The sequence below is a fragment of the Bradyrhizobium sp. KB893862 SZCCT0404 genome, assembly GCF_018130885.1.
Taxonomy (GTDB): Bacteria; Pseudomonadota; Alphaproteobacteria; order Rhizobiales; family Xanthobacteraceae; genus Bradyrhizobium; species Bradyrhizobium stylosanthis.
Genome location: NZ_JAFCLT010000020.1, coordinates 68,293 through 94,601, shown reverse-complemented (window position 1 = coordinate 94,601; position 26,309 = coordinate 68,293). Strand labels below are relative to the sequence as shown.

Genomic DNA, 26,309 nt, shown 5'->3' with positions numbered 1-26,309 from the left:
CGGGGCATCTACCGTGATGTTCGTCAAGAGGTCGATCAGGGGCAAGAGTGCGGCATCGTGCTCGCCGGTCAAGGCGACCGCTGCGCGGCGGCGCTGCCGGCCTTGACCGGCTGCGCTCGCTGCCGCGTTTGCGTGCCATGATCGACGGCTCATGGTGCAGATTTGGCTGCACCCTTCCAGTCCGATCCGTCCCGGATCATGGCGTTGAGCGTCACCAGCATCTTGCGCATCACGGCACTGAGCGCGACCTTGCCCGGGCGGTGATTGTCATCGACCAGGCGCTGGTAGAAGGCCCTCATGACCGGATTGTGCTGGATGGCGCTGCGGGCGCCGTTGAAGAGCACTTTGCGGACGTCCGGGCGACCATGACCGGTGGACGCATGTCCACGCCCCTTACCGCTGTCTCGGGTGTGTGGGGCAAGACCGCAAAGCGCGGCAATTTTCTTGCCCGACAGATGTCCGAGCTCTGGCAGTTCGGCAATCAAGGTCTGTGCGGTGGCCGGGCCCGCGCCGCAAAAGGTCTGCAACCGTCGGCTGGTCTCGGCATGCGCGGAGTTTGCGATGTGCTCGGCGATGGCCTTGTCGACGGCAGCCAGCGAACGCTCGAGGGTGACAATGACCGCCTGAAGGCTCTTGCGGACAATGGCGCTGTCCACCACGTCGCGGCGGCAAGTTTCGGCGTGTAACAGCGCCTGCAACTGCCTTCGCCGCGCCGCGAGCTCACGTAAGACCTCATCGGCTTGCGGAGCCGGGGCAAACTCGCGGCGAGCAAGTTCCTCGGCGGCGAAGTCAGCCAGCAATCTGGCGTCGATGCGGTCCGTCTTGGCCCTGATGCCACGTCGCCCGCGATAGGCGACGACTTCGTTCGGATGCACCTGCTTAAAGCTAACCGTCGCCCGACCAAGGCACCGGCGCAGATACCGCTCATAGCCACCCGTTGGTTCGAAGGCGACCAAGCCGATCGAGCCTGCCCCAATCCGCAAAAGCCAGGCGTCAATCGCCCGCTCATTGTTCGTGATCCGCTTCACCTGAACGTCGCCCGCGACGGCAATGTCGATCCATCCCTTGGCCACATCCATTCCGATCATCAACTTGCTCATGCTGCTGATCTCCGACAGAATATGGATCTGGTCGGCACGCCGGATTGCAATGCGGGCTCAGGCCCTCTCTACCGTGCGCGTGTCAGACCGTAACGCCGGCGGTCCCAAGATGCCCGCGGTCTCACAGGACCAAACCAGTACTCGAAGGTCCGCCGGCGCCCCATCCTGAGCGGATGGAGCCACATCATGCAATCCAGTACGCCGTGACCTATTGGATCAATAACAACCGCCCCTGGAATACTGGATCGCCCGGTCAAGCCGGGCGATGACAGCGAGTATATGGCGCGCTCCGGGATGACGCGCGCTTCGCGCGTCACTTCTCGCGGAACGCCCGCATCAGCTGGTCGTGCAGCGGCTTCATCAGATAGGACAGCATGGTGCGGTCGCCGGTCTGGACGAAGGCTTCCACGGGCATGCCGGGGATGATCTTGACGTCGCCGAGACGGGCGATCTCTTCCGGCGGCATCGAGACGCGGATGGTGTAGTAGCTCTGGCCCGTGCGCTGATCGGTGGTGACGTCGGGCGAGACGCGGCTCACGGTGCCGTTGAGCTCGGGCGTGGTGCGCTGGTTGAAGGCGGACAGGCGCAGCAGCGTCTTCTGGCCGATCTGCAGCTTGTCGATGTCGACCGGATTGACCTTGGCCTCGACCTGGAGGTCGTCGGCCTGCGGCACGATCAGCATCAAGGTGTCGCCGGCGGTGACGACGCCGCCGACCGTGTGCACGGTCGATTGCAGCACCATGCCGTCCTGCGGCGCGCGGATGTCGACGCGGCGGAGCTGGTCCTCGGCGGCGACCTTGCGCTCGATCAGCTCGCCGATCTTGTCGTTGGTCTCGCGCAGATCCTTGGAGACCTCGCTCACCATGTCCTTGTCGACCTGGATGATCTGAAGCTCGGTCTCGGTGATCTTGCCCTTGGCCTGCGCGCGCGAGGCGATGTATTGCGCGCGCTCGCCGTTGAGGCGGGCGCTGTCGCGTTCGAGCTGGGTCAGGCGCGAGATCTGCACCAGGCGCTTGTCGTAGAGATCGCGGACGCCGGTGAGCTCGTTCTGGACCAGCCCGATCTCCTTGTCCTTGGCCGTCTCCTGCGCCGACAGGCCCTCGATTTCCTCGTTGAGCTGCAGCACGCGCTCGCGCAGCTGCGCCTTCTGGCCGGCGCGGCCGTTGACGCGGACCTCGAACAGCTTGGTCTCGGCGGAGATCAGCGCCTTGACGTCGGGATCGCTGCTGCGATCGAGCAGGGATTGCGGAAACTCGATCTTGTCGAGACCGCGCTGCTCGGCCTGCAGCCGCGCGGTGCGCACCTGCGCCGCGTCGAGATTCTTCGTGACGATGGCGAGGTTCGCCCGGGTCACGGTGTCGTCGAGCCGCACCACGATGTCGCCGGCCTTGACCACGTCGCCGTCGCGGGCGCGCAGCTCGCCGACCACGCCGCCGGTCGGGTGCTGCACCTTCTTGACGTTGGACTCGACCACGATCTGGCCCGGCGCGATCAGCGCGCCCGAGATCAGCACCGTGGAGGCCCAGCCGCCGAGGCCGACCACGAGGACCAGCACGATGCCGAGACCGAGCATCAGGTGCAGCTTGATGGAATCACGCACGGTCTTCTGGGAAGTAGGCTTCCCGCCCCCGATCGCCATCGTGCTCATGACTTGGTCACTCCGCCTTCACTGACGACCTTGATCGGAGCCGGCGGCGTCGCGCGCGGCTGCAGCACCTGGGCGAGCACCTGCTCCTTCGGGCCGAACGCCTGCATACGGCCGTCGCGCAGCACCAGGATCTGGTCGACCGCCTCGACGCCGATGGGGCGATGCGCCACCACGATGACGATGGCACCGCGCTCGCGCGCGGAACGGATGGCGCGGGTCAGCGCCTCGTCGCCTTCGGTGTCCAGGTTGGAATTGGGCTCGTCGAGCACGATCAGGAACGGATTGCCGTAGAGCGCGCGGGCCAGCGCGACGCGCTGCGCCTGGCCGGCCGACAGCGCGCCGCCCTGCTCGCCGACTTGCGTGTTGTAGCCCTCGCGCATCTTGATGATCATCTCGTGCACGCCGGCCTCTTTCGCCGCGGCGATGATGCCGTCGGAGGTGGCCTCGGGATCGAAGCGGCCGATGTTCTGCGCGATGGTGCCGCCGAACAGCTCGACATCCTGGGGCAGGTAACCGATGTGGCGGCCGAGCGCGTCCGACGACCACTGGTCGAGCGCCGCGCCGTCGAGGCGGACCTTGCCGCGCACCGGCTGCCAGACGCCGACCAGGGCGCGGATCAGCGAGGATTTGCCGGAGCCGCTCGGCCCGATCACGCCGAGGCCGTTGCCGGCGGCGAGCGCGAAGGTGACCTCCTGCACGATGATGCGCTGGTCGCCCGGCGCCACCATGGCGAGGCCTTCGACCCCGAGGCGGCTGGTGGGCGGCTGCAGCTGGGTCGGCATCGTCTGCGCCGGCATCTGCTCCAGCAGGCGCGTGAGGCGCTGCCAGCTCTGGCGGGCTGCGACGAAGGATTTCCAGTGCGCGATGGCGAGATCGACCGGCGCGAGCGCGCGGGCGGAGAGGATCGAGCCGGCGATGATGATGCCGGCGGTCGCCTCCTGATGGATGACGAGATAGGCGCCGACCGCGAGCACGGCCGATTGCAGCATCATGCGCAGCACTTTTGCGACCGCACCGAGGCCGCCGGCGACGTCGCTCGCACGCTGGTTGCCGCCGAGATATTTTTCGTTGGCCTCGCTCCAGCGCGCGTTCATGCGGCCGGTCATCCCCATCGACACCATCACCTCGGCATTGCGCCGGCTGGCCTGGGCGAGATCATTGCGCTGGGCGGCAAGGCCCATCGCCTCCTTCGCCGGTTGGCGCGACAGGAACTCGGTGACGATGGTCAGGCCGACCAGGATGATGGCGCCGACCAGGGCGGTAAGGCCGATCATGACGTGGAAGGCGAAGCAGATGGCGAGATAGAGCGGCAGCCAGGGCAGGTCGAAGAACGCGCTCGGGCCCATGCCGCCGAGGAAGGAGCGGACATTGTCGAGGTCGCGCAGCGGCTGCAGGCCCTCGTTGCGGTTGCCGACCAGGAGCGGCAGGCGGACAATGGTGTCGAACACCCGCTTGTTGAGCGCCTCGTCGAGCGAGGTTCCGATCCGCCCCAGGATCCGGTTGCGGATCATGTCGAGCACGCCCTGCGCCATGTAGAGGAAGCCGGCGATGATGATCAGGCCGACCAGGGTCGGGATGCTGCGGCTCGGCAGCACCCGGTCGTAGACCTCCAGCATGAAGATCGACCCGGTCAGATAGAGCAGGTTGATCATGCAGCTCATCAAGCCGACGCCGACGAAGGCCGTGCGACAAGCGCGCAAGGCGTCCCCGAGCTCTGAACGGCGGACGCCAGGTAGGGCTGCCATCAGTCTGATCTCTTTCAGATGAGGGGCAAAGCCCCTGATTTCACAGGCGGTTCAGGGTACGCGACCCGAATTAATATCGTCTTCCCCTGCGACCCCAGCGCAGTCGAATTAACCCGGGAGCCCGATGGACCACATCTAGCCCTGACGGCCCCGCACGCAAATCCGGTATTTCACAGTCTTTGCGGCTTTTTATAGCAGAGATCGCGGCCTCTCCCCAGCGGGGGAGAGGCGAAATGTTCGGGCCCGTCGGGCCAAAGCGAGGCTAGAAACGGCCGCCGCCGCGGACCAGCCGAACCACCAGCAGCAGGATCACCGCGCCGATGGCGGAGTAGACGATCTCGGAGACGAGGCCGGTGCCGAGCCGGATGCCGAGCTTGGGAAACAGGAAGCTCGCGACCAGTGCGCCGGCGACGCCGACGACGATGTCGCCGATGATGCCGAACCCGGTTCCGCGCACCACCTTGCCTGCGAGCCAGCCGGCGACGAGGCCGACGAACAGGATGACGAGCAGGCCTTCGTTGGAAATGTACATAAGTGAGGTCCCTCTCCTTGAATGCCCGGCATGGAACGGGAACCGGGATGAACGGGGTCTGAATGCGTTCCCTGCGACCCGGTTGCGCCTGTCGAAGACAAAAAGTTCGAAAACAACCCCATGCACAGTAGGAGCGCGCCGGGCGGTCGGCGCGGGGTGACGTGTGACAACTCGATGTTGTCGCGGGGAAATTCTGGGGAGGGGCGCAAGGGCTGCGCTGCGCGCTCACATCTTGCGGAAGTCAGGGACGCACGTCTCTGTCATTCCCTCCCCCCTTGCGGGGGAGGGGCAGGGAGAGGGGTGGCCGCGGGCGAGGTCTGAGTTCGTGGCTACCCCTCTCCCCCACCCTCCCCCGCAAGGGGGGAGGGAGCGCAGTTGCGCGCGGGGATATACCTCAGCTCACTTCGACAATATCCGATACTCGCGACGGAGAGAGCGCCGTCTACGTCGCCGCCACCGGCTCCGCCAGCACGCACCTCGCCGCCCTGCCCGGGCCGACCTCGACATTGGCCGGCAGCTGCTCGAGGCAGCGCGGCTCGGCGAGCTTGCAGCGGGGGGCGAAGGAGCAGTTGTGGGGCTTTTCGGCCAGTGACGGCGGGGTGCCGGGGATGGTCTCGAGGCGAGCGCCGCGCTTGGCGCCGTGGATGGTCGAGGCGAGCAGGCCCTTGGCATAGGGGTGCACGGGGGTGCGGACGATGTCGCGAAGAGTCCCCTGCTCCACGATCTGGCCGGCATACATCACCGCGACGCGGTCACAGATCTCGATGGCGACGCCGATGTCGTGGGTGACGAAGATGACGGACATGCCGAATTCGCGCTGCAGCTCGCGCAGCAGCAAGAGGATCTGGATCTGCACGGTGGCATCGAGCGCCGTGGTCGGCTCGTCCGCCAGCAGGATCTTTGGACGGCAGGCCAGCGCCAGCGCGATCATCGCGCGCTGGCGCATGCCGCCGGACATCTCGTGCGGATAGGCATCGAGACGCCGCTTGGCCGAGGGAATGCGCACGACCTCGAGCATCTCGAGCGCCCGCGCGCGCCCTTCCGCATAGCTCTTGCCTTCGTGGCGCACGACGCTTTCGGCGATCTGCGCGCCGATGGTGTAGACCGGATCCAGCGCGAGCGCCGGCTCCTGGAAGATCATCGAGACGGTCTGGCCGCGGAACGACGACAGCTCCTCGTCATTCATGGCGAGCACGTCGCGTCCCATGACGTTGACCTTGCCCGTGATCTGCGTGCGCTTCTTCGGCAACAGCCGCATCAGCGCACGCAGCGTCACGCTCTTGCCCGAACCGGATTCGCCGAGCAGGCCCAGCACCTCGCCGTCACCCAGCGAAAGATTGAGATCGTTCACGGCATAGACCGTGCGTTCGCCGGTGAAGCGGATGTTGAGGCCTGAGATGTCGACGAGTTTTGTCATGACGGCAGTTTGGGTACCCGGTCGTGATAGTCGGTGACGCGCTGGAACGCCGCGCCGATGGTGAGCAGGGTCGCTTCATCGAAGGAGCGGCCGATCAGTTGCATGCCCACGGGCAGGCCGGTTTTGGTGAAGCCCGAGGGAATCGTCAGCGACGGCAGACCCAGGAAGTTCACCGGACGGGTGAACAGCGTCAGGCGCTGCACCATCGCCGGCGCGTTCGGTCCGCCGCCGACATCGCTCTCCTCGATCGTCGGCGCCGGCACCGGCGAAGCCGGTGCGATGATCGCGTCGACACCCGCGGTCGCGGCGTTGTGCGCGGCAAGCGCGGGGCCGCGCCAGCGCATCGCCTCCAGATAGGTGATGGCGGGGACGGTGAGACCGTTCTGCAGCCGCATCAGCACCTGCGCGCCGTAATCCTGCGGACGCTCGATCATCCAGCGCTTGTGGAAGGCGGCGGCTTCCGCGGCGAGCACGAGCTGGCTTGCCGACGACAATTGCCGCTGGTCCGGCAGCTCGACCTTGACGATGTCGGCGCCCTCGCGCTTGAGCACCGCGATGGTCTCGTCCAGCACGCGCGCGACCTCGCTGTCGAGGTCGTCAACGTAGAAGGACGCAGGTACACCGATCCTGAGGCCCTTCAGCGAGCCCTTGGTCGCAGCGACATAGTCCGACAGCGGCTCGTGGCTACAGGTCGGATCCTCGGGATCGGGACCGGCCATCAGCGCCAGCAGCAGCGCGCAGTCCTCTGCGGTGCGGGCGAGCGGGCCAACGGTGTCGAGCGATTGCGACAGCGGCATCGCGCCGGCACGGCTGACGCGGGCGACGGTGGTCTTGAGGCCGGTGACGCCGCAGAAATGCGCGGGCATGCGGATCGAGCCGCCGGTGTCTGACCCGAGCGCCGCATAGGTCAGGCGCGCCGCGACCGCGGAGCCGGAGCCCGACGACGAGCCGCCGGTGATATGGGCAACGTTCCAGGGATTGCGCACCGGGCCGTAATGGGCGTTGTGCCCGGTCGGCCCGTAGGCGAATTCGGCGAGGTGCAGCGTGCCCAGGCGGACCTGACCGGCGTCCTTCAGCCGCTGCAACGCCGTGGAGGTCACGGCCGGAACGAAATCGCGGCGGATCAGCGAGCCGCAGGTCGCGACGTGGCCGGCGTCGTAATACATGTCCTTGTGCGCGAGCGGCACGCCGTGCAGCGGCCCGCGGACATTGCCCTTTGCGAGCTCGGCATCGGCGGCATCGGCCGCCTTCAGCGCAGCCTCCGCCTCGATCGACATGAAGGCGTTGAGATGGGGCTGCCATTGCGCGATGCGGTGCAGCAGCGCGCGGGTCACCTCATGCGAGGACAGCTGCTTCATCGCGATCGCACGCGCGACCTCGGTGAGCGACATGAAGGCGGGCTCGCGGCTCATTTCGACACCTTCTGCGTCTGCGCGAGGACGTAGGACCCGGGCTCGAGGTCGAAGGGCAGCGTGCCGGCGATGGCTTCGAAACCCTCGAAGGCGGGTCCGATCGCGTTGGAGATGCGCGCTGCGATCTCATCATCCACCGGAATGCCCGAGACTTGCGCGATCGGCTTGATCTCTTTTGGTGTCGGTCTTGTCATGCTGTCTCCCCTGCGGGCGCGCGGCTATGGCCTGAACCCGGGATCGCCATGTAGCACGCGGCCTCGTGGCCCATTGTATCGACGGCGGTGAGCTTTGGTGCGGCATTTGCGCAGAGCGGCTCCGCAAACGCGCAGCGGGTATGGAAGCGGCAGCCTGGGGGAGGATCGATCGGATTGGGCGGATCGCCCGTGATGGGCGGCTTTTCGGTGCGGCGATCAGGATCGGACGACGGCATCGCAGCGAGCAGCGCCCGCGTATAGGGGTGCGCCGGATTGTCCCAGACCTGGTCGACCGGACCGAGCTCGACGACTTCGCCGAGATACATCACCAGCACGCGGTCCGAGATGTAGCGCACCACGTTGAGGTCGTGGCTGATGAAGAGATAGGTCAGGCCGAACTCGCGCTTGAGATCGGCGAGCAGGTTGAGCACCTGCGCCTCGACCGATTTGTCGAGCGCGGAGACGGCCTCGTCCAGGATCACCAGCCGCGGCGACAGCGCGAGCGCGCGGGCGATGTTGACCCGCTGGCGCTGGCCGCCGGAGATCTCGTGCGGATAGCGGTTGGCGAAGTTTTCGGGGCGCAAGCCCACCTTGCCCAGCAGCTCGCGCGCCAGCGCCCGCGCCGCGCCGTCGGCCATGCCGTGGACCTTCGGGCCGAAGGCGATGGATTCCTCGATCGTCAGGCGCGGATTGAGCGAGGCGTAGGAATCCTGGAACACCATCTGCATGCCGCGGCGCAGCTCGCGCAGGCTCAGCGACTGGCCGACGGTCATGCCGTCATAGATGATGTCGCCGTCATCGCACGGCATCAGATGCATCAGCAGGCGCGCGGTGGTGGATTTGCCGCAGCCGGACTCGCCGACGATGCCGACCGTCTCACCCTTGGCGACGGAGAAGGAGACGTTGTCGACGGCGCGCACGGTGCGCTTGGCGGCGAACAGCCCGCCGCGCACCGGGAAATGCTTGGTCAGGCCGTTGACCTGAAGCAGCGGCTGCGCGACGCCGCCGACGTCCTCGACCTGCTCCAGCATGGTGACGGATGTGTTGCTCTCGCTCATGGTCTAGTTCCTGATGTCCATGGCGCTGCGCAGGCCGTCCGAGAGCAGGTTGAAGCAGATCGAGACCGCGAAGATCATCGCGCCGGGGAGTGCTGCGACCCAGGGGTTGACGTAGATCGCTGTGCGCAGCGTGTTCAGCATCAGGCCCCATTCCGGCTCCGGCGGCTTTGTGCCGAGGCCGAGGAAGGAGAGACCGGCGGCCAGGATCATCGAGACCGAGATCAGGCTGGTCGCATAGACGAAGATCGCGCCCAGCACGTTGCCGAGGATGTGCACGCGCATGATGGTGAAGGCGCCGGCGCCGGAGGCGCGCGCGGCCTCGACGAAATCCATGTTGCGCACGCCCGTGGTGACGCTTTCGGCGACGCGGGTGATCTGCGGCACGAACACGATGGTGAGCGCCACGATGGAGTTGAGGATGCCGGCCCCGAGCGCGCCGGAGATCGCGATCGCCAGCAGCACCGACGGGAAGGCGTAGAACACGTCCACGGTGCGCATGATCGCGGTGTTGAGCTTGCCGCCGACATAGCCGGCGATGATGCCGAGCGAGGTGCCGATGCAGAAGGCGAGGATCACGGGCAGGATGCCGATCACCAGCGACAGCCGCCCGCCATAGACCAGCCGGGCCAGCATGTCGCGGCCGAGCTCGTCGGTGCCGAGCGGATAGCCGGGGGTGCCGATGTGGCGGAGGCGGCGGATCATCGATCCCTTGTAGGGGTCTTCGAGACCGAGCCATGGCGCGAGGATCGCGGAGAGGACGATCAGCAGCAGCACCAGCGCGCAGGCCATGCTGACCTTGTCGCGCATGATGCGGCGGCCGACAGTCGCCCAATAGCCGCGCGCCTTGGTGGCGGGCGCAGCCTGCAGCGCGGCATCGGCGGTGGCGGACAACGGAAGCTCGCTCATCGGCCGGCTCCCGGAAGTTGGTACGATCGATGCGAGCCAAGGAGGCGGTGCACCTCTCCCGCTTGCGGGAGAGGTCGCGCCGAAGGCGCGGGTGAGGGCTTTCTCCTCTGGGGGGTTTTCACGAGCGGAGACACCCTCTCCCCCACCCTCCCCCGCAGGCGGGGGAGGGAGCGCACTGCCTTCGCGGCGATAGCTGGGCTCGATCTCATCGCTAGCCCCGCTTGATGCGCGGGTCGATCGCGGCTTGCGCGATGTCGACCAGGAGATTGAGGAAGACGAAGAACAGCGCCAGGATCAGGATCGTGCCCTGCAGCAGCGGCAGGTCGCGCTGAAAGATCGCGGAGTTGAGCAGGAAGCCCGAGCCCGGCCAGGAGAACACGGTCTCGATCAGGATCGAGCCGCCGAGCATATAACCGAGCTGCAGGCCCATCACCGCGAGCGCGGTGGGGGCGGCGTTCTTGACCACGTGACGGAACACGCCGCGCTCATGCAGGCCCTTTGCGCGCAGCGCCTCGACGAAATCCTGCGAGAGGATGTCGCCGGTCAGCGCGCGCACCGTGCGGGTGACGATGCCCATCGGAATCACCGAGGTCGTGATCGCCGGCAGCACGAGATATTTCAGGTGCGCCCAGTCCCAGGCCCAGGAGTTGGAGCCGCTGGGGCCGGCGCCGACCGCGGGCAGCCAGTTCAGCTGCACCGAGAAGATGATGACGAGCAGCATGCCGAGCCAGTAATGCGGCACGGACACGCCGGCGATGGCGAAGGAGGTCGCGACCTTGTCGATCCAGGTCTCGCGGAAATAGCCGGCGATCAGGCCGAGCAGGATGCCCATGGTGAAGCCGATGATCGCGGCGGCAATCGCGAGCGTGACGGTGTTGCCGACCGCGCGCATGACCTCGGCCAGCACGGGACGTCCCGTCGCGATGGAATTGCCGAGATCGCCATGCAGCGCGCGCAGCAGCCAGAGCCCGAACTGCACCGGCAGCGGCCGGTCGAAACCGTAGGCGGCGCGAAGCTGCACGGCGAGCTCCTGCGAGGCGTCGGCGGGGAGCACCGCGACGAGCGGATCGCCCGGCGTGATGTGCACGAGCAGGAAGCACACCAGCGCGACGCTGATGACGATCGGGACGACATAGACAATGCGTCTGGCGGTATAGGCGAGCACGTTGTTTCTTTTTCTTCCCTTCTCCCCTTGCGGGAGAAGGTGGCGCGAAGCGCCGGATGAGGGGTTGTTTCCGCGAATGCCGTTGTTTCAAAAGCAAGAGTTCTCTCCGCGGAGAGAGACCCCTCACCCGTCCCGCCGCTATGCGGCGAGCCACCCTCTCCCGCAAGGGGAGAGGGTGCACTGTGCTTGTGGCGCGAACTAGTTCATCGACACCAGCGAGAAGTCGATGAACCAGCTCTTCGGCTGCACGACGCCCGTCACCTTCGGGCTCATGGCGCGCGGGCCGACGTCGTGGGCGACGTAGAGGAAGGCGGCATCGTCGACGGAGGCGGCGTGCAGCTCGGCGAGTGCGGCGTCACGCGCGGCGGGATCGAAGGTCTGGCGTGCCTTCTTCACCAGCTCGTCGAACTTGGGCTCGTTGATGAAGCCCCAATTGTTCGAGACCGGCGGCGCCATGCCCGATTGCAGGAAACGCACCAGCGCGAAGAACGGGTCCATCGCCGCGTAGGTGACGTTGGTCGCGTTCGAGCCGTTGGCGCTAGGATCCTTGGCACCGCGGCGCCAGTTGGTGAACAGCGTGTTCCACTCGATGACGTCGAGCTTGACGTCGAAATAGCACTCGGCCAGCGCCTGCTGCAGATATTCGTTCATCGGCAGCGGCTGCATCTGGCCCGAGCCCGACGCAGACGTCTGGGTCTTCACCACCAGCTTCTTGTTCGGACCGAAGCCTGCTTCCTGCATCAGCTTCTGTGCGGCCGCCTTGTCGTACTTGATCTCGAAGGTCGGCTTGCCGCGCCAGGGATGACCGGGCTCGAACGTGCCGGTCGCGGGCACCATCAGGCCGGCGAGCAGGCCGTCCTTGAGACCTTCGCGATCGACGCAGAGATTGGCCGCCTTGCGCACGCGGATGTCGTTCCAGGGCGAGCCTTCGACGCGCGAGAACTGCCAGGGCCAGACATGCGGCTGCTCGTTGGCGTAGAGCTTGAAGCCGCGCTGCTTCAGCTCGGGCAGCGCGTCGGGCGCGGGCGCCTCGACCCAGTCGACCTGCCCGGAGAGCAGCGCCGCGGTGCGGGCATTGGCTTCCGGCATCGGCAAGAGCACCATCTTGTCGACCTTGGGCACGCGCGCCTTGTCCCAATAATTGGCGTTCTTCACCAGCTCGAGCCGCTCGCGCGGGGTGAAGCTCGCCATCTTCCACGGGCCGGTGCCCGCGGCGTCCTTGGCGAAGGCGGTCCAGGCGGCCTGCGACTTCGCCTTGGCGTCGGCGCCCTCGGCCTTGTCATAGAAGTGCTGCCACTTCGTCGGGCTCGCCATGAACAGGTTGGTGAGATTGATCGGCAGGAAGCTGTCGGGCTCCTTGGTGGTGAGCTCGACGGTCATGTCGTCGATCTTCTTCGCGGAAGCCAGCGTCGGCATGCGCGAGGCCGTGACGCCGACCTGGCTGGCATCGAACTGCGGCGCGTCCTGCTTCAGCACCTTCTCGACGTTCCACACCACCGCATCTGCATTGAACGGGGTGCCGTCATGGAAGGTGACGCCGGGGCGCAGCTTGAAGACCCATTTGGTCTTGTCGGCATCGTCCACCTTCCACTCGGTGGCAAGGCCGGGGATCACCGTGCTCGCCTTTTCGGCGGAGGAGAGATCCCAGCCGGTCAGCGCGTCGTACATGGTGAGGCCGGTGAAGCGATTGCCCTCGAAACCCTGATCCGGCTGGCCCAGCGTGCGCGGAATATCGGCAGCCGTCATGCCGATCCGCAGCACGGTTTCGCTACTTGCCACGCGTGGCCATGCCGCCGCGCTGCCCAGCGCCAAAAGCGCGATCAGCGCCGCCCGTGTCTTGTTGTTCTTGATACGCATCGCCTCGATCCTTCTTCGGCTTTCGATGATTAATTTTGATGCAATCGTATGCAATGGCTATGCCAAGGAGAAACTTATTCTGCAAATTGCCCATGCGACGACAAGTCCTTGTGATGACGCGGGGGAAAAGCAGCAAGTCTGCCTATTCTGGCATCAAGCTTGCAGGTTTGGCCCCAGATCTTCCTGGGAGCCTTGGGCCATGCGTAACCGACTATCGACCTGTCTCGCCGTACTTGCGCTGGCGCTTTCCCCGCTCGCGGCGCGCGCCGAAACGGTGGTGCGCTACGGCATCTCGATGGGGGATATTCCGCTGACCACCGGCCAGCCCGACCGCGGCGCCGGCGCCTATCAGTTCACGGCCTACACGATCTACGATCCGCTGGTGGCCTGGGAAATGGACGTCGCCGACCGGCCGGGCAAGCTGGTGCCGGGCCTCGCCACCGAATGGAAGGTGGATGACAACGACAAGACCAAGTGGCGCTTCACCTTGCGCAAGGGGGTGAAGTTTCACGACGGCAGCGATTTCAACGCCGACGCGGTGATCTGGAATCTGGATAAGGTGCTCAACGACAAGGCGCCGCAATTCGACAAGCGGCAGAGCGCGCAGGTGAAGACCCGCCTGCCCTCCGTCGCGAGCTACGCCAAGATCGACGATTCCACCGTGGAGATCACGACGAAGACCGTCGATTCCTTCTTCCCCTACCAGATGCTCTGGTTCCTGGTCTCGAGCCCGGCGCAATACGAGAAGCTCGGCAAGGATTGGGACAAGTTCGCAAGCCAGCCCTCCGGCACCGGCCCGTTCAAGCTGACCAAGCTGGTGCCGCGCGAGCTCGCCGAGCTGAGCAAAAATCCGGACTACTGGAACAAGAAGCGCATTCCCAAGGTCGACAAGATCGTGCTGGTGCCGATGCCGGAAGCGCTGACGCGCACCAATGCGCTGCTGGCCGGGCAAGTGGACCTGATCGAGACGCCGGCGCCGGACGCCGTGCCGCAGCTCAAGGCCGCCGGCATGAAGCTGGTCGACAACGTCACGCCGCATGTCTGGAACTATCATCTCAGCGTGCTGCCGGGCTCGCCCTGGACCGACATCCGCCTGCGCAAGGCGCTGAACCTTGCGATCAACCGCGACGAAGTCGTCGGCCTGATGAACGGCCTCGCCAAGCCCGCCAAGGGCCAGGTCGACCCGTCCAGCCCGTGGTTCGGCAAGCCCAGCTTCGAGCTGAAATACGATCTCGCCGCCGCCAAGAAGCTGGTGGAGGAAGCCGGCTATTCGAAAGCCAAGCCGCTGAAGACCACCTTCATCATCGCGCAGGGCGGCACCGGCCAGATGCTGTCGCTGCCGATGAACGAATACCTGCAGCAGAGTTTCAAGGAGATCGGCATCGACATCGACTTCAAGGTGGTCGAGCTCGAGACGCTCTACACGCATTGGCGCAAGGGTGCGGCCGACGAGATGAACGCCGGCATCACCGCCAACAACATCGCCTATGTCACCTCCGACCCGCTCTACGCCATCGTCCGCTTCTTCGCCTCCGACCAGATCGCGCCGGTCGGCGTCAACTGGGGCGGCTACAAGAACCCGAAGGTCGACGCGCTGATCAACGAGGCCAAGCAGACGTTTGATACGGCCAAGCAGGACGATTTGATCGCGCAGGCGCATGCGCTGATTGTGGACGATGCCGTGCTGGTCTGGGTCGTCCACGACACCAACCCGCACGCACTGTCGCCGAAGATCAAGCAGTTCGTGCAGGCGCAGCACTGGTTCCAGGATCTGACGACGATCGGGGTGGAGTGAGGGCGGACGCCGGTGCCGTAGGGTGGGCAAAGCGAAGCGTGCCCACCAGTTCTGCATTACGGAGCGAGATCGTGGGCACGGCGCTTCGCGCCTTTGCCCACCCTACGGGTCGGGTGATGCGGCAACGCCGGCGCGTCAAACTCCGCTGTCGTCCCGGCCTAGTGCGCAATTGCGTACGAAGGCCGGGACCCATAACCACAGGGTGCGGTTTGGCGAAGACAGCCAACTCCGATCTCGCCTAACACTTCTGCTGCGGCGTATGGGTCCCGGCCCCCGTGCGCAATTGCGCACTAGGCCAGGACGACGGCGAGGATGGGGCTGCCTTCAAGCCACACGCACGCCCTACTTCGTCAGCAGCGCGTACGCTCCCGTCCAGCCTTCCGGCGGCGGGTTGAGCTGGAAGTCCCTGATCCGCGCTTCGTACAGCCTGAACAGCTTTTCAAGCGTGTCGGCGTCCTCGCTTCTGCGGCCGCGCTCGATGGCGTCGAGCGCGCCGGGCCAGTTACGGCTGCGATAGCAGCTCAGCATTTCTATGGTGATGTTGCGCAGGCGCTGGAAGGCGGCCGAATGCATCACGTCCTCGCGCCCGGCGATGGCGTAGATCACCTCCGGCTCGGTCTTGCCCTTGACCATGATGAAATCGAGCTCGAGGATCGCGAACTTGTCCTTGGCGGCGAGCGCAGTGCGGGAGCCGACGATGATCGGGAAGCCGTATTCCTTGGTCTGTCCTTCCAGACGCGAGGCGAGGTTCACGCTGTCGCCGAGCACCGAATAATTCTTCTTCAGGTCGGAGCCCATGTTGCCGACCACGCCGATGCCGGTGTTGAGGCCGATGCCGACGTTGAGCGGGATGTAGATGTGGCCGCCCTCGTCGGCGTCCTGCTCGCGTTCCTTGTTGACCAGGTCGATCTTCTCGAGCATCTGGATCGCGGCCTCGCAGGCGTTGACCTGGTGCTCGGCATCGTCGAGCGGCGCGTTCCAGAACGCCATGATGGCGTCGCCCATATATTTGTCGACATACCCCTTCTGTTCGATGATCACGTCAGTCAGCGGCGTCAGGAAGCGGTTCATCAACGCGATGAGCCCTTGCGGATCGTGCTTGTAGCTCTCCGAGATCGTGGTGAAGCCGCGCACGTCGGAGAACATGATCGTCAGCTCGCGCTCCTCGCCGCCGAGCACGACTTTCTCCGGTGATTGCGCCAGCTGTTCGACCAGCACCGGCGACATGTATTGCGCGAAGATGCCGCGGATCTGCACCCGCTGGCGCTGCTCGCGCACGAAGCTGGCGAAGATCAGCGTCAGGTAGATGCCGGTGGTCGAGAGCAGCGGGTAGGTGAAATCGATGAGCTCGCGGCGCTGCGCGTAGAAGAACCAGGACGTGCCGACCAGGATGGCGGCGAACATCGCGCCCGCGAGCACCAGGCGTACCGGACCGAGATTCGGCGTGAAGATGATGACGAGGAGCCCGATGATCAGCGCGGCGAGCAGTTCGACGCCGAGCGCATAGTTCGGCTGCGAGATCATCGCGCGGCTCAGCACGCTCTCCAGCACCTGGGCGTGGACCTCGACACCCGGCATGGCCCGGGACACCGGCGTGGTCTTGATGTCGTTCAGGCCGACCGCTGAGGTGCCGACCAGCACGAGCTTGCCGGCGATCTTGCTGGGCGAGACGCTGTTGTCGAGCACGTCGGCAGCCGAGACATAGATCGAGGGGTCGTGGGGCGCATAATGCACCCAGAGCTGGGCGTTCCTGTCGGTCGGAATTTCTACGCCCTTGAGCCGCACGGCGCGCACGCCGCTCTTGTCGGTCCGGATCAGCAGCGTCGGCGTGCCGGTGACGACCCGCAAGATCTCGAGGCTGAGCGAGGGCATGATGGCGCCCTGGGCGCGGATCACCATCGGCACGCGGCGGATCAGGCCGTCGCGCTCGGTCCTGATGGTGAACAGGCCGCGGCCCGCCGCGACCTTCTCGATCACGGGCACGTTGCGCAAGAGGCCGGGGAATTCGAACAGGAAGCGCTCGGCATCCGCCTCGCCGACGGTGGCAACGCCGGTGAAGGGCAGCGTTTTGTCGATCTCCGACGTGATCTGCGACTGTCCGGTCTCGCCCAGCACCACGCGCGAGCGCCTGATCGCGTCGGAGAGGATCTGGTCGTTGGTCGGCAGTTCGCGCAGCTTGGCGCGCGTGGCATCGTCCAGATAGCGCATCTGGCCCGCAACCAGGTCGGGGTTGAGCCGGTCGGCTTCCGAGAACACCACGTCGAAGCCGATCGCGACCGCGCCGTTGCTGGTGAGGTTCTGGATCAGGTCGGCGATCCGCGTCCGCGGCCACGGCCACTGTCCGAGCTGGGCGAGGCTCTTGTCGTCGATGTCGACGATGACGACCGGCCGAGACGTCTTGTGCCGCGGATCGATCAGCTGGAACATGTCGAAGGTGCGCAGCCGCAATTCCTGGATCGGCGGCGGATCCCAGATGCGAAGCCCGGCGAACACGACCAGCAGCGCAAGACACGTCAGCCGCGCGAAGCCGAACTTCTGCGCAAACCACCGTCGCCAGATCTTGAGACGTTTCATACTGGTCGAACTTCCCGCAGCCCGGCTCCGCCCGTAACAGGGGCGACAATACGCAATCGGCCAGGCCTTTGATACCGGAATCCGCCGCGGACGAGTGTCGCGGCCGAACCGGCGAAATGCCCGTCAGGCGTGGTTCGCAACGATGAAATCGCTGGCGTGCAGGCTGCTCGCGACGAGGTTCTTCAGCAGGATCGACTGATGATCGTCGAGCGTGACCAGCGCGCCGCTCGCCTGTTGCGTGATGACGATGTCGCCGAACGACTTGATGTTGCCGAAGTCGCGCAGGTCGATCTTGTCCTGGCCGATCTCGAAATCGACGATCGTGCTCTGAACCTGAGCCGTCGAATTCGTGAAGGCGAACTGATCCTGCCCGCTGGTGCCGACCAGCGTCTGCCCCGTGGGCGGATCGTAGACCAGTGTGCCGCCCTTGCCGTCGCTGGCGAAGTGGAAGCTGTCGATGCTGTAGCTGCCGGCGAACTTGATGGTTGCGGTGTCGGTGCCGTCGTTCAGCGTCAGCACGCCGCCGAGATGGTCGGCGTTCTCGGTGTAGCTCACGTCGGCCAGTGTCGCGAAATCGATGTCCTTGAGGTCGAGCAGGTCCGAATTGGCAAGCGTGCCGTCGCCGTCAAAACCTTTGATGACGCCGGTGAAATCGGCGGCATGCTCGATCGCGAACGTACCGGTGGTGCCGGAATTGTTGGCGAAGATCACGTCCTGCGCGGAGGCTTCGCTGAGGTTCAGCACCGTGCCGCTCTCGATCGTCATGGGCGTGTCGAACACCGGATCGTAGACGGTGGTGCCGCCGTGTCCGTCGCTCTGCAGGTGCCAGTTCACGTCGCGGCCGAGGAACGACAAGGTGACGGTCGTCGTGCCGTTGTAGAAGCCGACGGTCGTGATGTTCGTATCCGCGTTGTAGCTCGCCTGCGCCGACATCGTGGCCGTCCAGGCGAGGTCCTTCAGGTCGATCAGGTTGTTCGACGAGAGCGGGGCCCCGGCCGGAGACCCCGAGATCAGCCCGTGGAAGTCCTGCGAGTGGTCCAGGATCAGCGTGCCCAGCCCGTTGTCGTAGAAGACGGTGATGCCCGAGAACGATCCGTTGACCAGCGTTCCCGCGACCGAGCCTTCGATCTCGACGACCGCCTTGTTGGAGATCTCGATCGTGCCGGTGCCGGTGACGTCGCCCTTGATATCGATCGTCGAGATGTCGTTTCCGGAGAACGGACCGGCCTCGATCAGGCCGTTGAGCGTGACGTCGCCGTTCACGGTGAACACCGTGCCGGGCTCGGTCAGCAGCGTCACGGTGGAGTCGACGGTGAGATCGTGGATGGTGACGTTGGTGGTGCTGTCGACCGTGTAGGGTTCGCCCGCGGCGAACAGCTTCACATCGTAGCTGGCCGCCGGCACGCCGATGCTCCAGTTCGACGCCGTGTTCCAGTCGCCTCCGTTCGGATTGGTCCATTCATCGACCGGCGCGATCTCGACGATGGTGCCGCCGGTGCCGTCGCTGCTGGTGATGAAATGCGTGTCGCTGTAATTGCCGATCAGCTTCAGCGAGATGCTGTGGCCGTGGGTGTCGCTCACGACGAGATTGCCGGTCGCCGCGCTGTAGACCGCCGTGGTGCCGCTGTCCCAGACGATGGTCGAAAGGTCGATCTTCTCGTTGGCGGCGAAGCCGGCGATCGAACCGCCGAAGGTCGCGGTGTCGATCTCGAGCTCGGCACCGGTGCCGCCGAAGGTGACGGTCTGCGCCACCGTGTTCTTGATCTCGAGCGTCGCGCCGGCGTCGATCGTGACCGAGCCGGAGCCGGACAGCGAGCCGAACAGCGTCAGCGTGCCGGTGTGGACCTCGATGGAGTGGTTGTTGGTAATGGTGCCCGTGATCGAGGCCGTGCCCCAGCTCTCGATCTCGTTCGAATTGGTGATGCCGAGGCCGAGGACGGAGATCGCGGCGCCATTGAGCAGGTCGATCTCGCCGGCGTTGACGATAGAGGACACGTTGCCGAACACGCTGGTGCCGCCGACGGTCCAGATGCCGGTCGCGTTGTTGTAGAAGGTCGCGTTGACGGCGGTGATGTTGCCGTTGATGTGACCGTCGTTGTTGATGGTGATGGGGCCGCCGCTCTCGACGATCGCATAGGTCGTCCCGGTCACGCTCGAGGCAAGGGCCGGCCCGATCGTGCCGGAGCCGGCGTTGGTGATCGTCGCCCCGCCGCTGGCGTTCTCCTGGATGAAGATCGCGGCATGACCGGCCGCACCCACGATCGAGCCGGTGTTGGTGATATGCGTCGCGCCGGTCGCGATCGGATCGCCCGCTGCGTCCGCATCGTTCTGGGTGACGCTGATGCCGGCGGAGGTGGTGCCGGTGATGCTGCCGTGATTGACGATGGTGACGTCGCCCGCGCCGGCGGCCAGGGCCGACAGGCCGACCGCGCCCTTGGCGGAGCCGTCATTGGTGACGTTCACGTCGCCGCCGCCGTGATTGAAGGCGCCGATCGCGGTGCCTGCGGCGGTGATCTGCGAAGCCGCGCCGGTCGTGACGGTGACGTCGCCGATACCCCAGGTGAACGCCTCGATGCCGTAGCCGGCGTCCGCGGTGATGCTCGCATCGCTGGTCACGCTGACGTCGCCGTAGACGGCGCCCGAGAAGGTCGAGACGCCCTGCGGCTTGTAGCCGGCGATGATCGCGCCCGGCGTGCTGCCGTCGCTGTTCAGCGAGGGGCCGGAATGGATGGTGCCGTGCGCCACGACGGAGATCGTGCTGCCGACCCCGCTCGCGATCGCCGCCGCGTAATTGATCGCGACGACGCCGGAGGTGCCCGACATGATGTTGTCGTCCGCAGCCAGGGTGACGCTGATGTCGCCCTTGTCGATGCTGTAGGCGAGGATGCCGTAGCCGGTCGTGCCCTTGACCGTGGCGCCCGCACCGAGCGTAACGGTGATGTTGCCGGTGCCGCCGCTGAGCGCCTGGGCGAGGATGCCCGTCTCGGCACCGATGACGGTGGTGCCGGCGCCGTCGTTCACCGTGACGTCGCCATTGCCGAAGCTGTAGGCGTGGATGCCGTAGCCGCCCGCTGCGGTGACATTGCCGTAGTTGTTGACGATCACGTCGCCGTAGACGTTGGTATTGGCGGCAGAGTCGGTGCTCGAACCGAGGTAGCCGGCCTCGAGGCCGGCCGGCGCATTGCCGCCCTGATTGAGGTTCGTGCCGGAATTGACCGTGCCGTAATTGGTGACGGTGATCGAGCTCTGATCCCCAAGCGCGAGCACTTCCGCGCGGTTGACCGCGACGACGCCGGAGCTTCCCGACGTGACGACGCTGCCGGCCTCGGTCGTGACGGTCTGGGTGCCGGTACCATAGCTGCGCGACCGGATGCCGTAGATCGAGCTGCCGGTGATGATACCACCGGCGTCGATGGTGATGTCGCCGCTGCCCCAAGTGACGGCATCGATGCCGTAAGCGCCGCCGACGGCGCCGCCAAGCTGGGTGATCGAGATGTCGCCGGAATTGGCGGCATTCGCATTCTCGACGAGCACGCCGACCGAATTAGCCCCGATGCCGGTCGCCTTGCCGGTGAGATCATTGACCGTGATGTTGCCGGCGCCAGTCGACCCGTCGCTCAGCCAGATGCCATGGCCGTCGGAGCCGGTGATGTCACCGGTCGCGGTCAGCAAGACGTCGCCGACACCGTTCTGGGTGACGCCGATGCCGTTGGTCGCGCCCGAGAGCGTACCGCTCAGCGTGAGCGCGACGGTGGCATGCGTCCCCTTCGACACCGAGAAGTCGAGCGCGTCGCCCGCCGACGCCGCGATGTCGGCGCCGCCCGTGACGGTGAATGCGCCGTCGGCCGCCGCCTGGCCCGCGATAGTCCCGGTGAAGTTCTGACCGGCAAGCTTGTCGAGTTGCAGCGTGCCGGTGCCGCCGGCGAAAGTGACGGTCTGCGCATCGGCGCCGCCGAGCTCGAGCTTGGCACCGTCGTCGATGAGCAGCGTGCCGGGGCCGGTGATGCCGCCGGCGAGGTTGAGCGTGCCGGCCTGAACTTCGATGATGCCGCCGGTGTTGGTGACGCCGGCCGTGATCGTGTTGGAGCCCGAGACGCTGTAGAGATTGCCGGCATTGCTCAGGCTGCCGCCGTTGATCGAGACGTCGGTCAGATAGAGCTTCGATGTGGCGCCGACCGAGATCGTACCGCCCGCATTGCCGATGGTGGCGGCCGTCAGCTTCAGCGTGCCACCGGTCACCGCCTCGATCAGACCGTGATTGGTGATGGCGTGGATCGTTGCCGGATCGATCGTCAGCGTACCGCTGGTGACGGTGATCGTGCCGGTGTTGGTGATATCGGCATCGTTGATCGCGCTGGTGCCGGTCGATTCCAGCGTTCCCGCGATCGTCAGCGTGCCGCCGTCGATGGTGGTATCGATGAGATCGAGGGTCGCGTTGCCGTCGACCGTCACCGTGCCGGTGTTGGTCACGACGTCGCCGAGCAGCGTCGCAGCGCCGGCGATCTCAAGCGTGCCGAGATTGGTGACCGCGCCGCCATGGATATTCGCGCCGTCCTTGAGCTTGACGAGCTTGTCGAGCTCGAGACCGGCGGTGTCGGTGATGTCGGTGCCCGACACGGTGACGCCGTTCAGCGTCAGCTTGGCGTGGGCGATGACCGTGCTGGTGCTCAGCGTGGCGCCGCCGTCGATGGTGCTGGCAACGGTGACGTCGATGGTACCGCTGCCGTTGATGAAGCCGCCCGAAATTTCCGTGCCGGACAGCGTCAACGTCTGGCCGCCGTCGACCGTCACCATGCCGGTGTTGGTGACGACGTCGTTCAGCAGCGTCGCCGCGCCGGCGATTTCCAGCGTGCCGACGTTCGAGACCGCGCCGCCCTGGATCCTTGCGCCGTCCTTGAGCTTGACGGTGCCGTCGAGCACGACGCTGGCGTTATCGGTGATGACGGTGGCCGACACGGTGACGTCGTCGAGCGTCAGCTCGGCGTCGGCGGTGACCGTGCTGATGCTGAGCGTCGCCCCGCCGTCGATGCGGCTGGCGCCGGCGACCTCGATCGTGCCCGCCCCCTCGATCACGCCGCTGCTGATCGTGGCGTCGTCCAGAGTCAGCGCGGCATTGCCAATGATGACGATGTCGCCGCCCGAATTGTCGACCGTCGAGCCCAGATCGATCGCCAGAGCGGCGCCGGACACTACTTCGAGGCGGCCGCCATTGGTGACGGTCTCCGCGCTCAGCGCATTGCCGGTACCGCTGACACTAAAGAGGACATCATGGTTAGAGAGGGAACCATTGTTCAGGATGCCGCCACTCAGGACGGCGCCGCCGTGGAGATCGATCTCACCGTTGTTGGTGATCGTGCCGGCGCCTTGAAGACCCGCGTTGAAGACCGGGCCTTCCTCGCCGTTGCCATTGCCGATAACGACGCCGGCTCCGCCGATCGTCGCGTTGTGGACGACCAGCCTGCCGGCGGAGTCGACGATGATGTGGCCGGCGTTGGTGACGTCGGATCCGTCCTGGATCGTCAGCCAGCCATTGGCCAGCACCTCGATCACGCCGCTCGACGTGTTGTCCACGCTCTCATGGGCGAACGCGACGGTGCCCTTGACGTTGACCCTGCCGGAATTGTTCAGCGTGCCGTTCTCGATGGAGCTGAAGCCGTCGAATTCCAGCGTACCGAGAATGGTCACGGTGCCGCCGTCGATCGTCGTGCCGTCGACGATCAGCGTCGCGCCGGCATCGGCCTTCAGGGTACCGCCGGCATTGTGGATCTCGGCCAGCGTCTTCAGCGTGCCGCCGAGCAGCTCGAGCGTGCCGGAATTGGTGATCGTGGTTCCGGCAGCGAAATCGCCGCCGGCGGCCAGCTTCAGCAAGCCGGCATTGGTGAGCACGCTGGTATCCAGGATCTCGGCCAGGCCGCCGACCGACATCGTGCCGGTCGCGGCATTGGTGAGGATCGAGTCGGCGCTCATGTCGAGCGAACCGGCGATCGTCAGCGAGCTCAGATTGAGCAGCATCGGCGGCGGGCCGCCGAAATCGTTCATCGTCACCGACTTGGCGAAGGCAGGCGCATCGATCGTCGCCGGAAAGGACGGCGTCAGGCCGTGCAGCTGGTCGGTGATGACGATGACGTCGTCGTCGATGGTCGGCACCGTGCCGGTGGCCCAGTTCGTGGCATCTCGCCACAAGCCGCCCGCGGGCTGGCCGGGCTTCTCGGTCGCGATCCACACCACGGCTGGCGCATCGGTGCCGGTGATCGTGACGGTGATGGTCTGCTGCGCGGTCGCGCCTTGCGCGTCCTTGACCGTCACGGTGTAGACCAGCGTCAGCACCTCGCCCCTCGGGATGAAATCGGCGAGGTAGACGGGAAGATCGGCCAGCGACCAGTTGATGGTGCCGGTGCCGTCGCCGGTGCTGTCGGCACCCGACGCGATCGCGACCGACATCGCGCTCTGGAACGCCGCGAGCGGACCCGGCGGAACGGTGCTGCCATCGGGCAGCGTCGCACTGGTCAGCGCCACCGACACCGTATGCGTGTCGGTCAGATCGACGTCGGCGAAGTCGAGCGTGCCCGAAGTCGCCTCGTCGCTGACGAGCGGACCGCCCGGCACGCTGGTGCCGCCTTCAAAGGTGATGGTCGGAACGCTGGTGGTGATCACCGGCTTGTCGTTGGTGCCGGTGATCGTGATGGTGATCGGAATGAAGGCGGATTCGGGATTGACCGAGAAATTGTTGTTGATGCGGACCATGTAGGTCAGCGTCAGCGTTTCGCCCGCCGCCAGGAAATCGAAGACGTGGTCGGGGATCGTGTAGGTCCAGACCGCCGAGCCGTTGTTGTTGTTGCCGCCGTCGGCGACGACCTGGATGTCGATCAGCGTCGCCGCGATGTCCTGCTTCTGGAGCGCGCTGAGCGAGCCGGTGACATCCTGCTGGCCGGCGCTCTTGTAGACGTAATTCGGGGCGCCGCCGAGGGTCACGCTCACCGTCGGCTGATCGCCCAGGTTCTGGTCGACGAAGGTGATCCGGCCGGAGACCGTGTCGGAATGCGTGGTGTCGCCGGTCGTGTCGGCACGCTCGGTCAGCGCGAACGCCGTCTTCACATTGCCGTTGAGGTCGAGGCTGCGCGAATCCGGCGGACCGGGAATGCGGGTGCTGGACGACGGATTATGGCCGGGCCCGCCGGATTCCGGCTGGTTGAGGTTGGTGAAAACGGCCGTCGCGCTGTAGCCGTTCGCGGTCTTGAACAGAATGCCTTCGCTGGTCGGCGTGATCGTGTCGGTGAAGTTCGTCGTCAGCTTGGTGTTGCTGTTGTTGTCGGTGAACTTCAGCGTGAACACGTCAGTGATCAGCTTCTGCACGTCCGGCGACAACAGCGCGTTGCTGATCGAGACGTTGCCGCCGCTGATCTGGATCATCTGGCCGGCCTGATTGACCGTCGCGATCGGCAGCAGCGTGACCTTGTCGAACAGGATGTAGGAGCCCGTGGTGCCGTTCGGCTCGACCAGCACCTGGAAGCTCGCCTGCGGCTGTGGATCGCCGCCGCCCGCGGGAACGACGAAGTTGATCTGGGTCAGCACCGCGGTGCCGCGGATACCCATGGTGGCGACCGGCGTGTCGATCTTCATGTCGCCGTGCTTGGCGGTCTCGCCGGCGACGAAGGTGATGGTGCCCGCGACCAGGCTCAGCAGCGAGGAATTGCTCGACCCGTTGGGGTCATAGACCATCTCGTTCAGCACCATCCGCGCATTGGAGGACAGGCCAAACACGGTGCCGTCGATGAAGGTGATGCCGAGCGTCGAATCGGCGCCGGTCGAGACCACGTCGCCCTTCTCGACGTTGTCGCCGTTGTTGAGGATGACCGAAACGCCGTTCCGGATCGCGGTCGCGCTGCCCGAGAGCTTGGTGACGTGGCCGATGACCTGGGCCGCGGCAATGCCGGGGGCCGCCTGCGCAACCTGGACGTGGCCGGTGAGTGCGTTGACGACGTCGCCGGTCAGGTGGGCGCCATCGGACGAGGCGAGCGCCGCGCGCTTGTCGCCCCTGAAATAATCGTGAACGACGAAGTCGTGCCCGTCATGGGACAGAACGAGGTCGAGACCCGCGCGCTTGAACTCGCCGTTGAAGATCAGGTTCGGATCGGGAACGACGACGGCACTATCGGGCAGATGGCCGTGCGCCTTCGCCGTGAAGGACTGGGCGTTAAGGGACTTCGCGACGAACGAATCGACATGGACATAGGAGGGCGAGTGGGAACCCTCGCCGTCCAAGGAAAGCGCGGCGTCAAATTTGCCAGCGTAATTCAACCGGGCACCGTAAAAAGGGTTAATAATTATGTAAGTATCGACCGCCTAAGCTTGCTTAGCATTACCGAGTCCTTAGCGAAACCATCTATTGCTTGTGTGATTTCGCGTCACTTGGCCTTTAGGACAGCCTCGGGCCCGCGCCCAGAGGAAGAAAGCAAAGTACTTTCTGCAGTACTTTGAAGTCGAATTGTGCATGTTTTCGAACATTCCAAGTCATTCCAAGTAGACCTGCTGTATAGATCGAACAGCGGTTACTCACGTCATCTTTTCTTCGGGGTTCCCCAACGCATCCTGCGGCAAATACGGAGCAGAATCTGTGACCTAACTAACAGAACCCGCGAAATCGCGGGTTGTTAGCCATAGGAGATGGAATCAGCCCCCTACAACCTGTGCCTGCAATTCGCTCCTTTTCGCGGCGGCCGGACATCTCCTAGTCTCCGATTCGTAAAATTTTACGCAATTTGGGCAGTCCGATTTCAGCCTGTCCCACGGTTTTGGGACCCCTGCCGGGCGCGTTAAGCAGAACAAAACGGCCGGTCTCGCACTATCTCCCCGAAAGCAACAAAGCCCGGCACGTCGAGGTCGAGGGGGACCTGACGAAGCCGCAA

Annotated in this window: 14 protein-coding genes; 1 reads left to right on the top strand and 13 read right to left on the bottom strand. The window is 65.5% G+C overall.

The features are described 5' to 3' along the window. Positions 1-149: 149 nt before the first annotated feature. The 11 genes from JQ617_RS39475 to JQ617_RS39425 all read right to left on the bottom strand — a co-directional run bounded on the left by JQ617_RS39475 (position 150) and on the right by JQ617_RS39425 (position 13,034). The gene (locus JQ617_RS39475; protein WP_212031061.1) at positions 150-1,100 is read right to left on the bottom strand and encodes an IS110 family RNA-guided transposase; all 951 of its coding nucleotides are present in this window, start codon (positions 1,098-1,100) and stop codon (positions 150-152) included. 313 nt (positions 1,101-1,413) lie between these two features. Continuing rightward, positions 1,414-2,748 carry an HlyD family type I secretion periplasmic adaptor subunit gene (locus tag JQ617_RS39470; protein ID WP_212031060.1) on the bottom strand — a complete coding sequence of 445 codons (1,335 nt, stop codon included), beginning with the start codon at positions 2,746-2,748 and terminating at the stop codon, positions 1,414-1,416. Continuing rightward, positions 2,745-4,493, bottom strand: coding sequence for a type I secretion system permease/ATPase (locus JQ617_RS39465; RefSeq protein WP_212031059.1), 1,749 nt, complete (start codon positions 4,491-4,493; stop codon positions 2,745-2,747). Before JQ617_RS39465 ends, JQ617_RS39470 begins: the two co-directional genes overlap by 4 nt. Positions 4,494-4,755: 262 nt before the next feature. After that, positions 4,756-5,025, bottom strand: coding sequence for a GlsB/YeaQ/YmgE family stress response membrane protein (locus JQ617_RS39460; protein WP_212031058.1), 270 nt, complete (start codon positions 5,023-5,025; stop codon positions 4,756-4,758). A gap of 442 nt (positions 5,026-5,467) precedes the next feature. Beyond that, a complete protein-coding gene (locus JQ617_RS39455; RefSeq protein WP_212031057.1) occupies positions 5,468-6,442 on the bottom strand; it encodes an ABC transporter ATP-binding protein in 975 nt (324 codons plus the stop codon). Beyond that, the gene (locus tag JQ617_RS39450) at positions 6,439-7,854 is read right to left on the bottom strand and encodes an amidase (protein ID WP_212031056.1); all 1,416 of its coding nucleotides are present in this window, start codon (positions 7,852-7,854) and stop codon (positions 6,439-6,441) included. Before JQ617_RS39450 ends, JQ617_RS39455 begins: the two co-directional genes overlap by 4 nt. Further along, the gene (locus JQ617_RS39445; RefSeq protein ID WP_212031055.1) at positions 7,851-8,048 is read right to left on the bottom strand and encodes a hypothetical protein; all 198 of its coding nucleotides are present in this window, start codon (positions 8,046-8,048) and stop codon (positions 7,851-7,853) included. The genes JQ617_RS39450 and JQ617_RS39445 overlap by 4 nt, the downstream gene beginning before the upstream one ends. After that, on the bottom strand, positions 8,045-9,106 hold the full coding sequence (locus JQ617_RS39440; RefSeq protein ID WP_063686645.1) for an ABC transporter ATP-binding protein: 1,062 nt from the start codon (positions 9,104-9,106) through the stop codon (positions 8,045-8,047). The genes JQ617_RS39445 and JQ617_RS39440 overlap by 4 nt, the downstream gene beginning before the upstream one ends. A gap of 3 nt (positions 9,107-9,109) precedes the next feature. Continuing rightward, positions 9,110-10,012, bottom strand: a complete 903-nt coding sequence (locus JQ617_RS39435) for an ABC transporter permease (RefSeq protein ID WP_063686643.1) — start codon at positions 10,010-10,012, stop codon at positions 9,110-9,112. 211 nt (positions 10,013-10,223) lie between these two features. Beyond that, entirely contained in the window at positions 10,224-11,177 is a 954-nt protein-coding gene (locus JQ617_RS39430) for an ABC transporter permease (RefSeq protein WP_212031054.1), read from the bottom strand. Between the two features lie 198 nt (positions 11,178-11,375). Next, positions 11,376-13,034: an ABC transporter substrate-binding protein gene (locus tag JQ617_RS39425; protein ID WP_212031053.1), complete on the bottom strand. Its 1,659-nt coding sequence runs from the start codon at positions 13,032-13,034 to the stop codon at positions 11,376-11,378. A 199-nt stretch (positions 13,035-13,233) separates the two neighbouring features. Between JQ617_RS39425 and JQ617_RS39420 the strand changes: the two genes are divergently transcribed. Next, on the top strand, positions 13,234-14,829 hold the full coding sequence (locus JQ617_RS39420; RefSeq protein ID WP_212031052.1) for an ABC transporter substrate-binding protein: 1,596 nt from the start codon (positions 13,234-13,236) through the stop codon (positions 14,827-14,829). 342 nt (positions 14,830-15,171) lie between these two features. On the opposite strand, the gene JQ617_RS39415 is transcribed toward JQ617_RS39420, so the two are convergent. Further along, positions 15,172-17,403: a CHASE2 domain-containing protein gene (locus JQ617_RS39415; protein ID WP_212031051.1), complete on the bottom strand. Its 2,232-nt coding sequence runs from the start codon at positions 17,401-17,403 to the stop codon at positions 15,172-15,174. A 123-nt stretch (positions 17,404-17,526) separates the two neighbouring features. Then, positions 17,527-25,701, bottom strand: coding sequence for a FecR domain-containing protein (locus JQ617_RS39410; RefSeq protein ID WP_249157869.1), 8,175 nt, complete (start codon positions 25,699-25,701; stop codon positions 17,527-17,529). Positions 25,702-26,309 lie beyond the last annotated feature (608 nt).

Excerpts from the sequence above, each read along its gene's own strand:
- JQ617_RS39445 (WP_212031055.1), bottom strand. The coding sequence starts at position 8,048 with ATGACAAGACCGACACCAAAAGAGATCAAGCCGATCGCGCAAGTCTCG.
- JQ617_RS39440 (WP_063686645.1), bottom strand. The coding sequence starts at position 9,106 with ATGAGCGAGAGCAACACATCCGTCACCATGCTGGAGCAGGTCGAGGAC.
- JQ617_RS39470 (WP_212031060.1), bottom strand. The coding sequence starts at position 2,748 with ATGAGCACGATGGCGATCGGGGGCGGGAAGCCTACTTCCCAGAAGACC.
- JQ617_RS39455 (WP_212031057.1), bottom strand. The coding sequence starts at position 6,442 with ATGACAAAACTCGTCGACATCTCAGGCCTCAACATCCGCTTCACCGGC.
- JQ617_RS39450 (WP_212031056.1), bottom strand. The coding sequence starts at position 7,854 with ATGAGCCGCGAGCCCGCCTTCATGTCGCTCACCGAGGTCGCGCGTGCG.
- JQ617_RS39415 (WP_212031051.1), bottom strand. The coding sequence starts at position 17,403 with ATGAAACGTCTCAAGATCTGGCGACGGTGGTTTGCGCAGAAGTTCGGC.
- JQ617_RS39425 (WP_212031053.1), bottom strand. The coding sequence starts at position 13,034 with ATGCGTATCAAGAACAACAAGACACGGGCGGCGCTGATCGCGCTTTTG.
- JQ617_RS39420 (WP_212031052.1), top strand. The coding sequence starts at position 13,234 with ATGCGTAACCGACTATCGACCTGTCTCGCCGTACTTGCGCTGGCGCTT.
- JQ617_RS39465 (WP_212031059.1), bottom strand. The coding sequence starts at position 4,493 with ATGGCAGCCCTACCTGGCGTCCGCCGTTCAGAGCTCGGGGACGCCTTG.
- JQ617_RS39475 (WP_212031061.1), bottom strand. The coding sequence starts at position 1,100 with ATGAGCAAGTTGATGATCGGAATGGATGTGGCCAAGGGATGGATCGAC.
- JQ617_RS39460 (WP_212031058.1), bottom strand. The coding sequence starts at position 5,025 with ATGTACATTTCCAACGAAGGCCTGCTCGTCATCCTGTTCGTCGGCCTC.
- JQ617_RS39435 (WP_063686643.1), bottom strand. The coding sequence starts at position 10,012 with ATGAGCGAGCTTCCGTTGTCCGCCACCGCCGATGCCGCGCTGCAGGCT.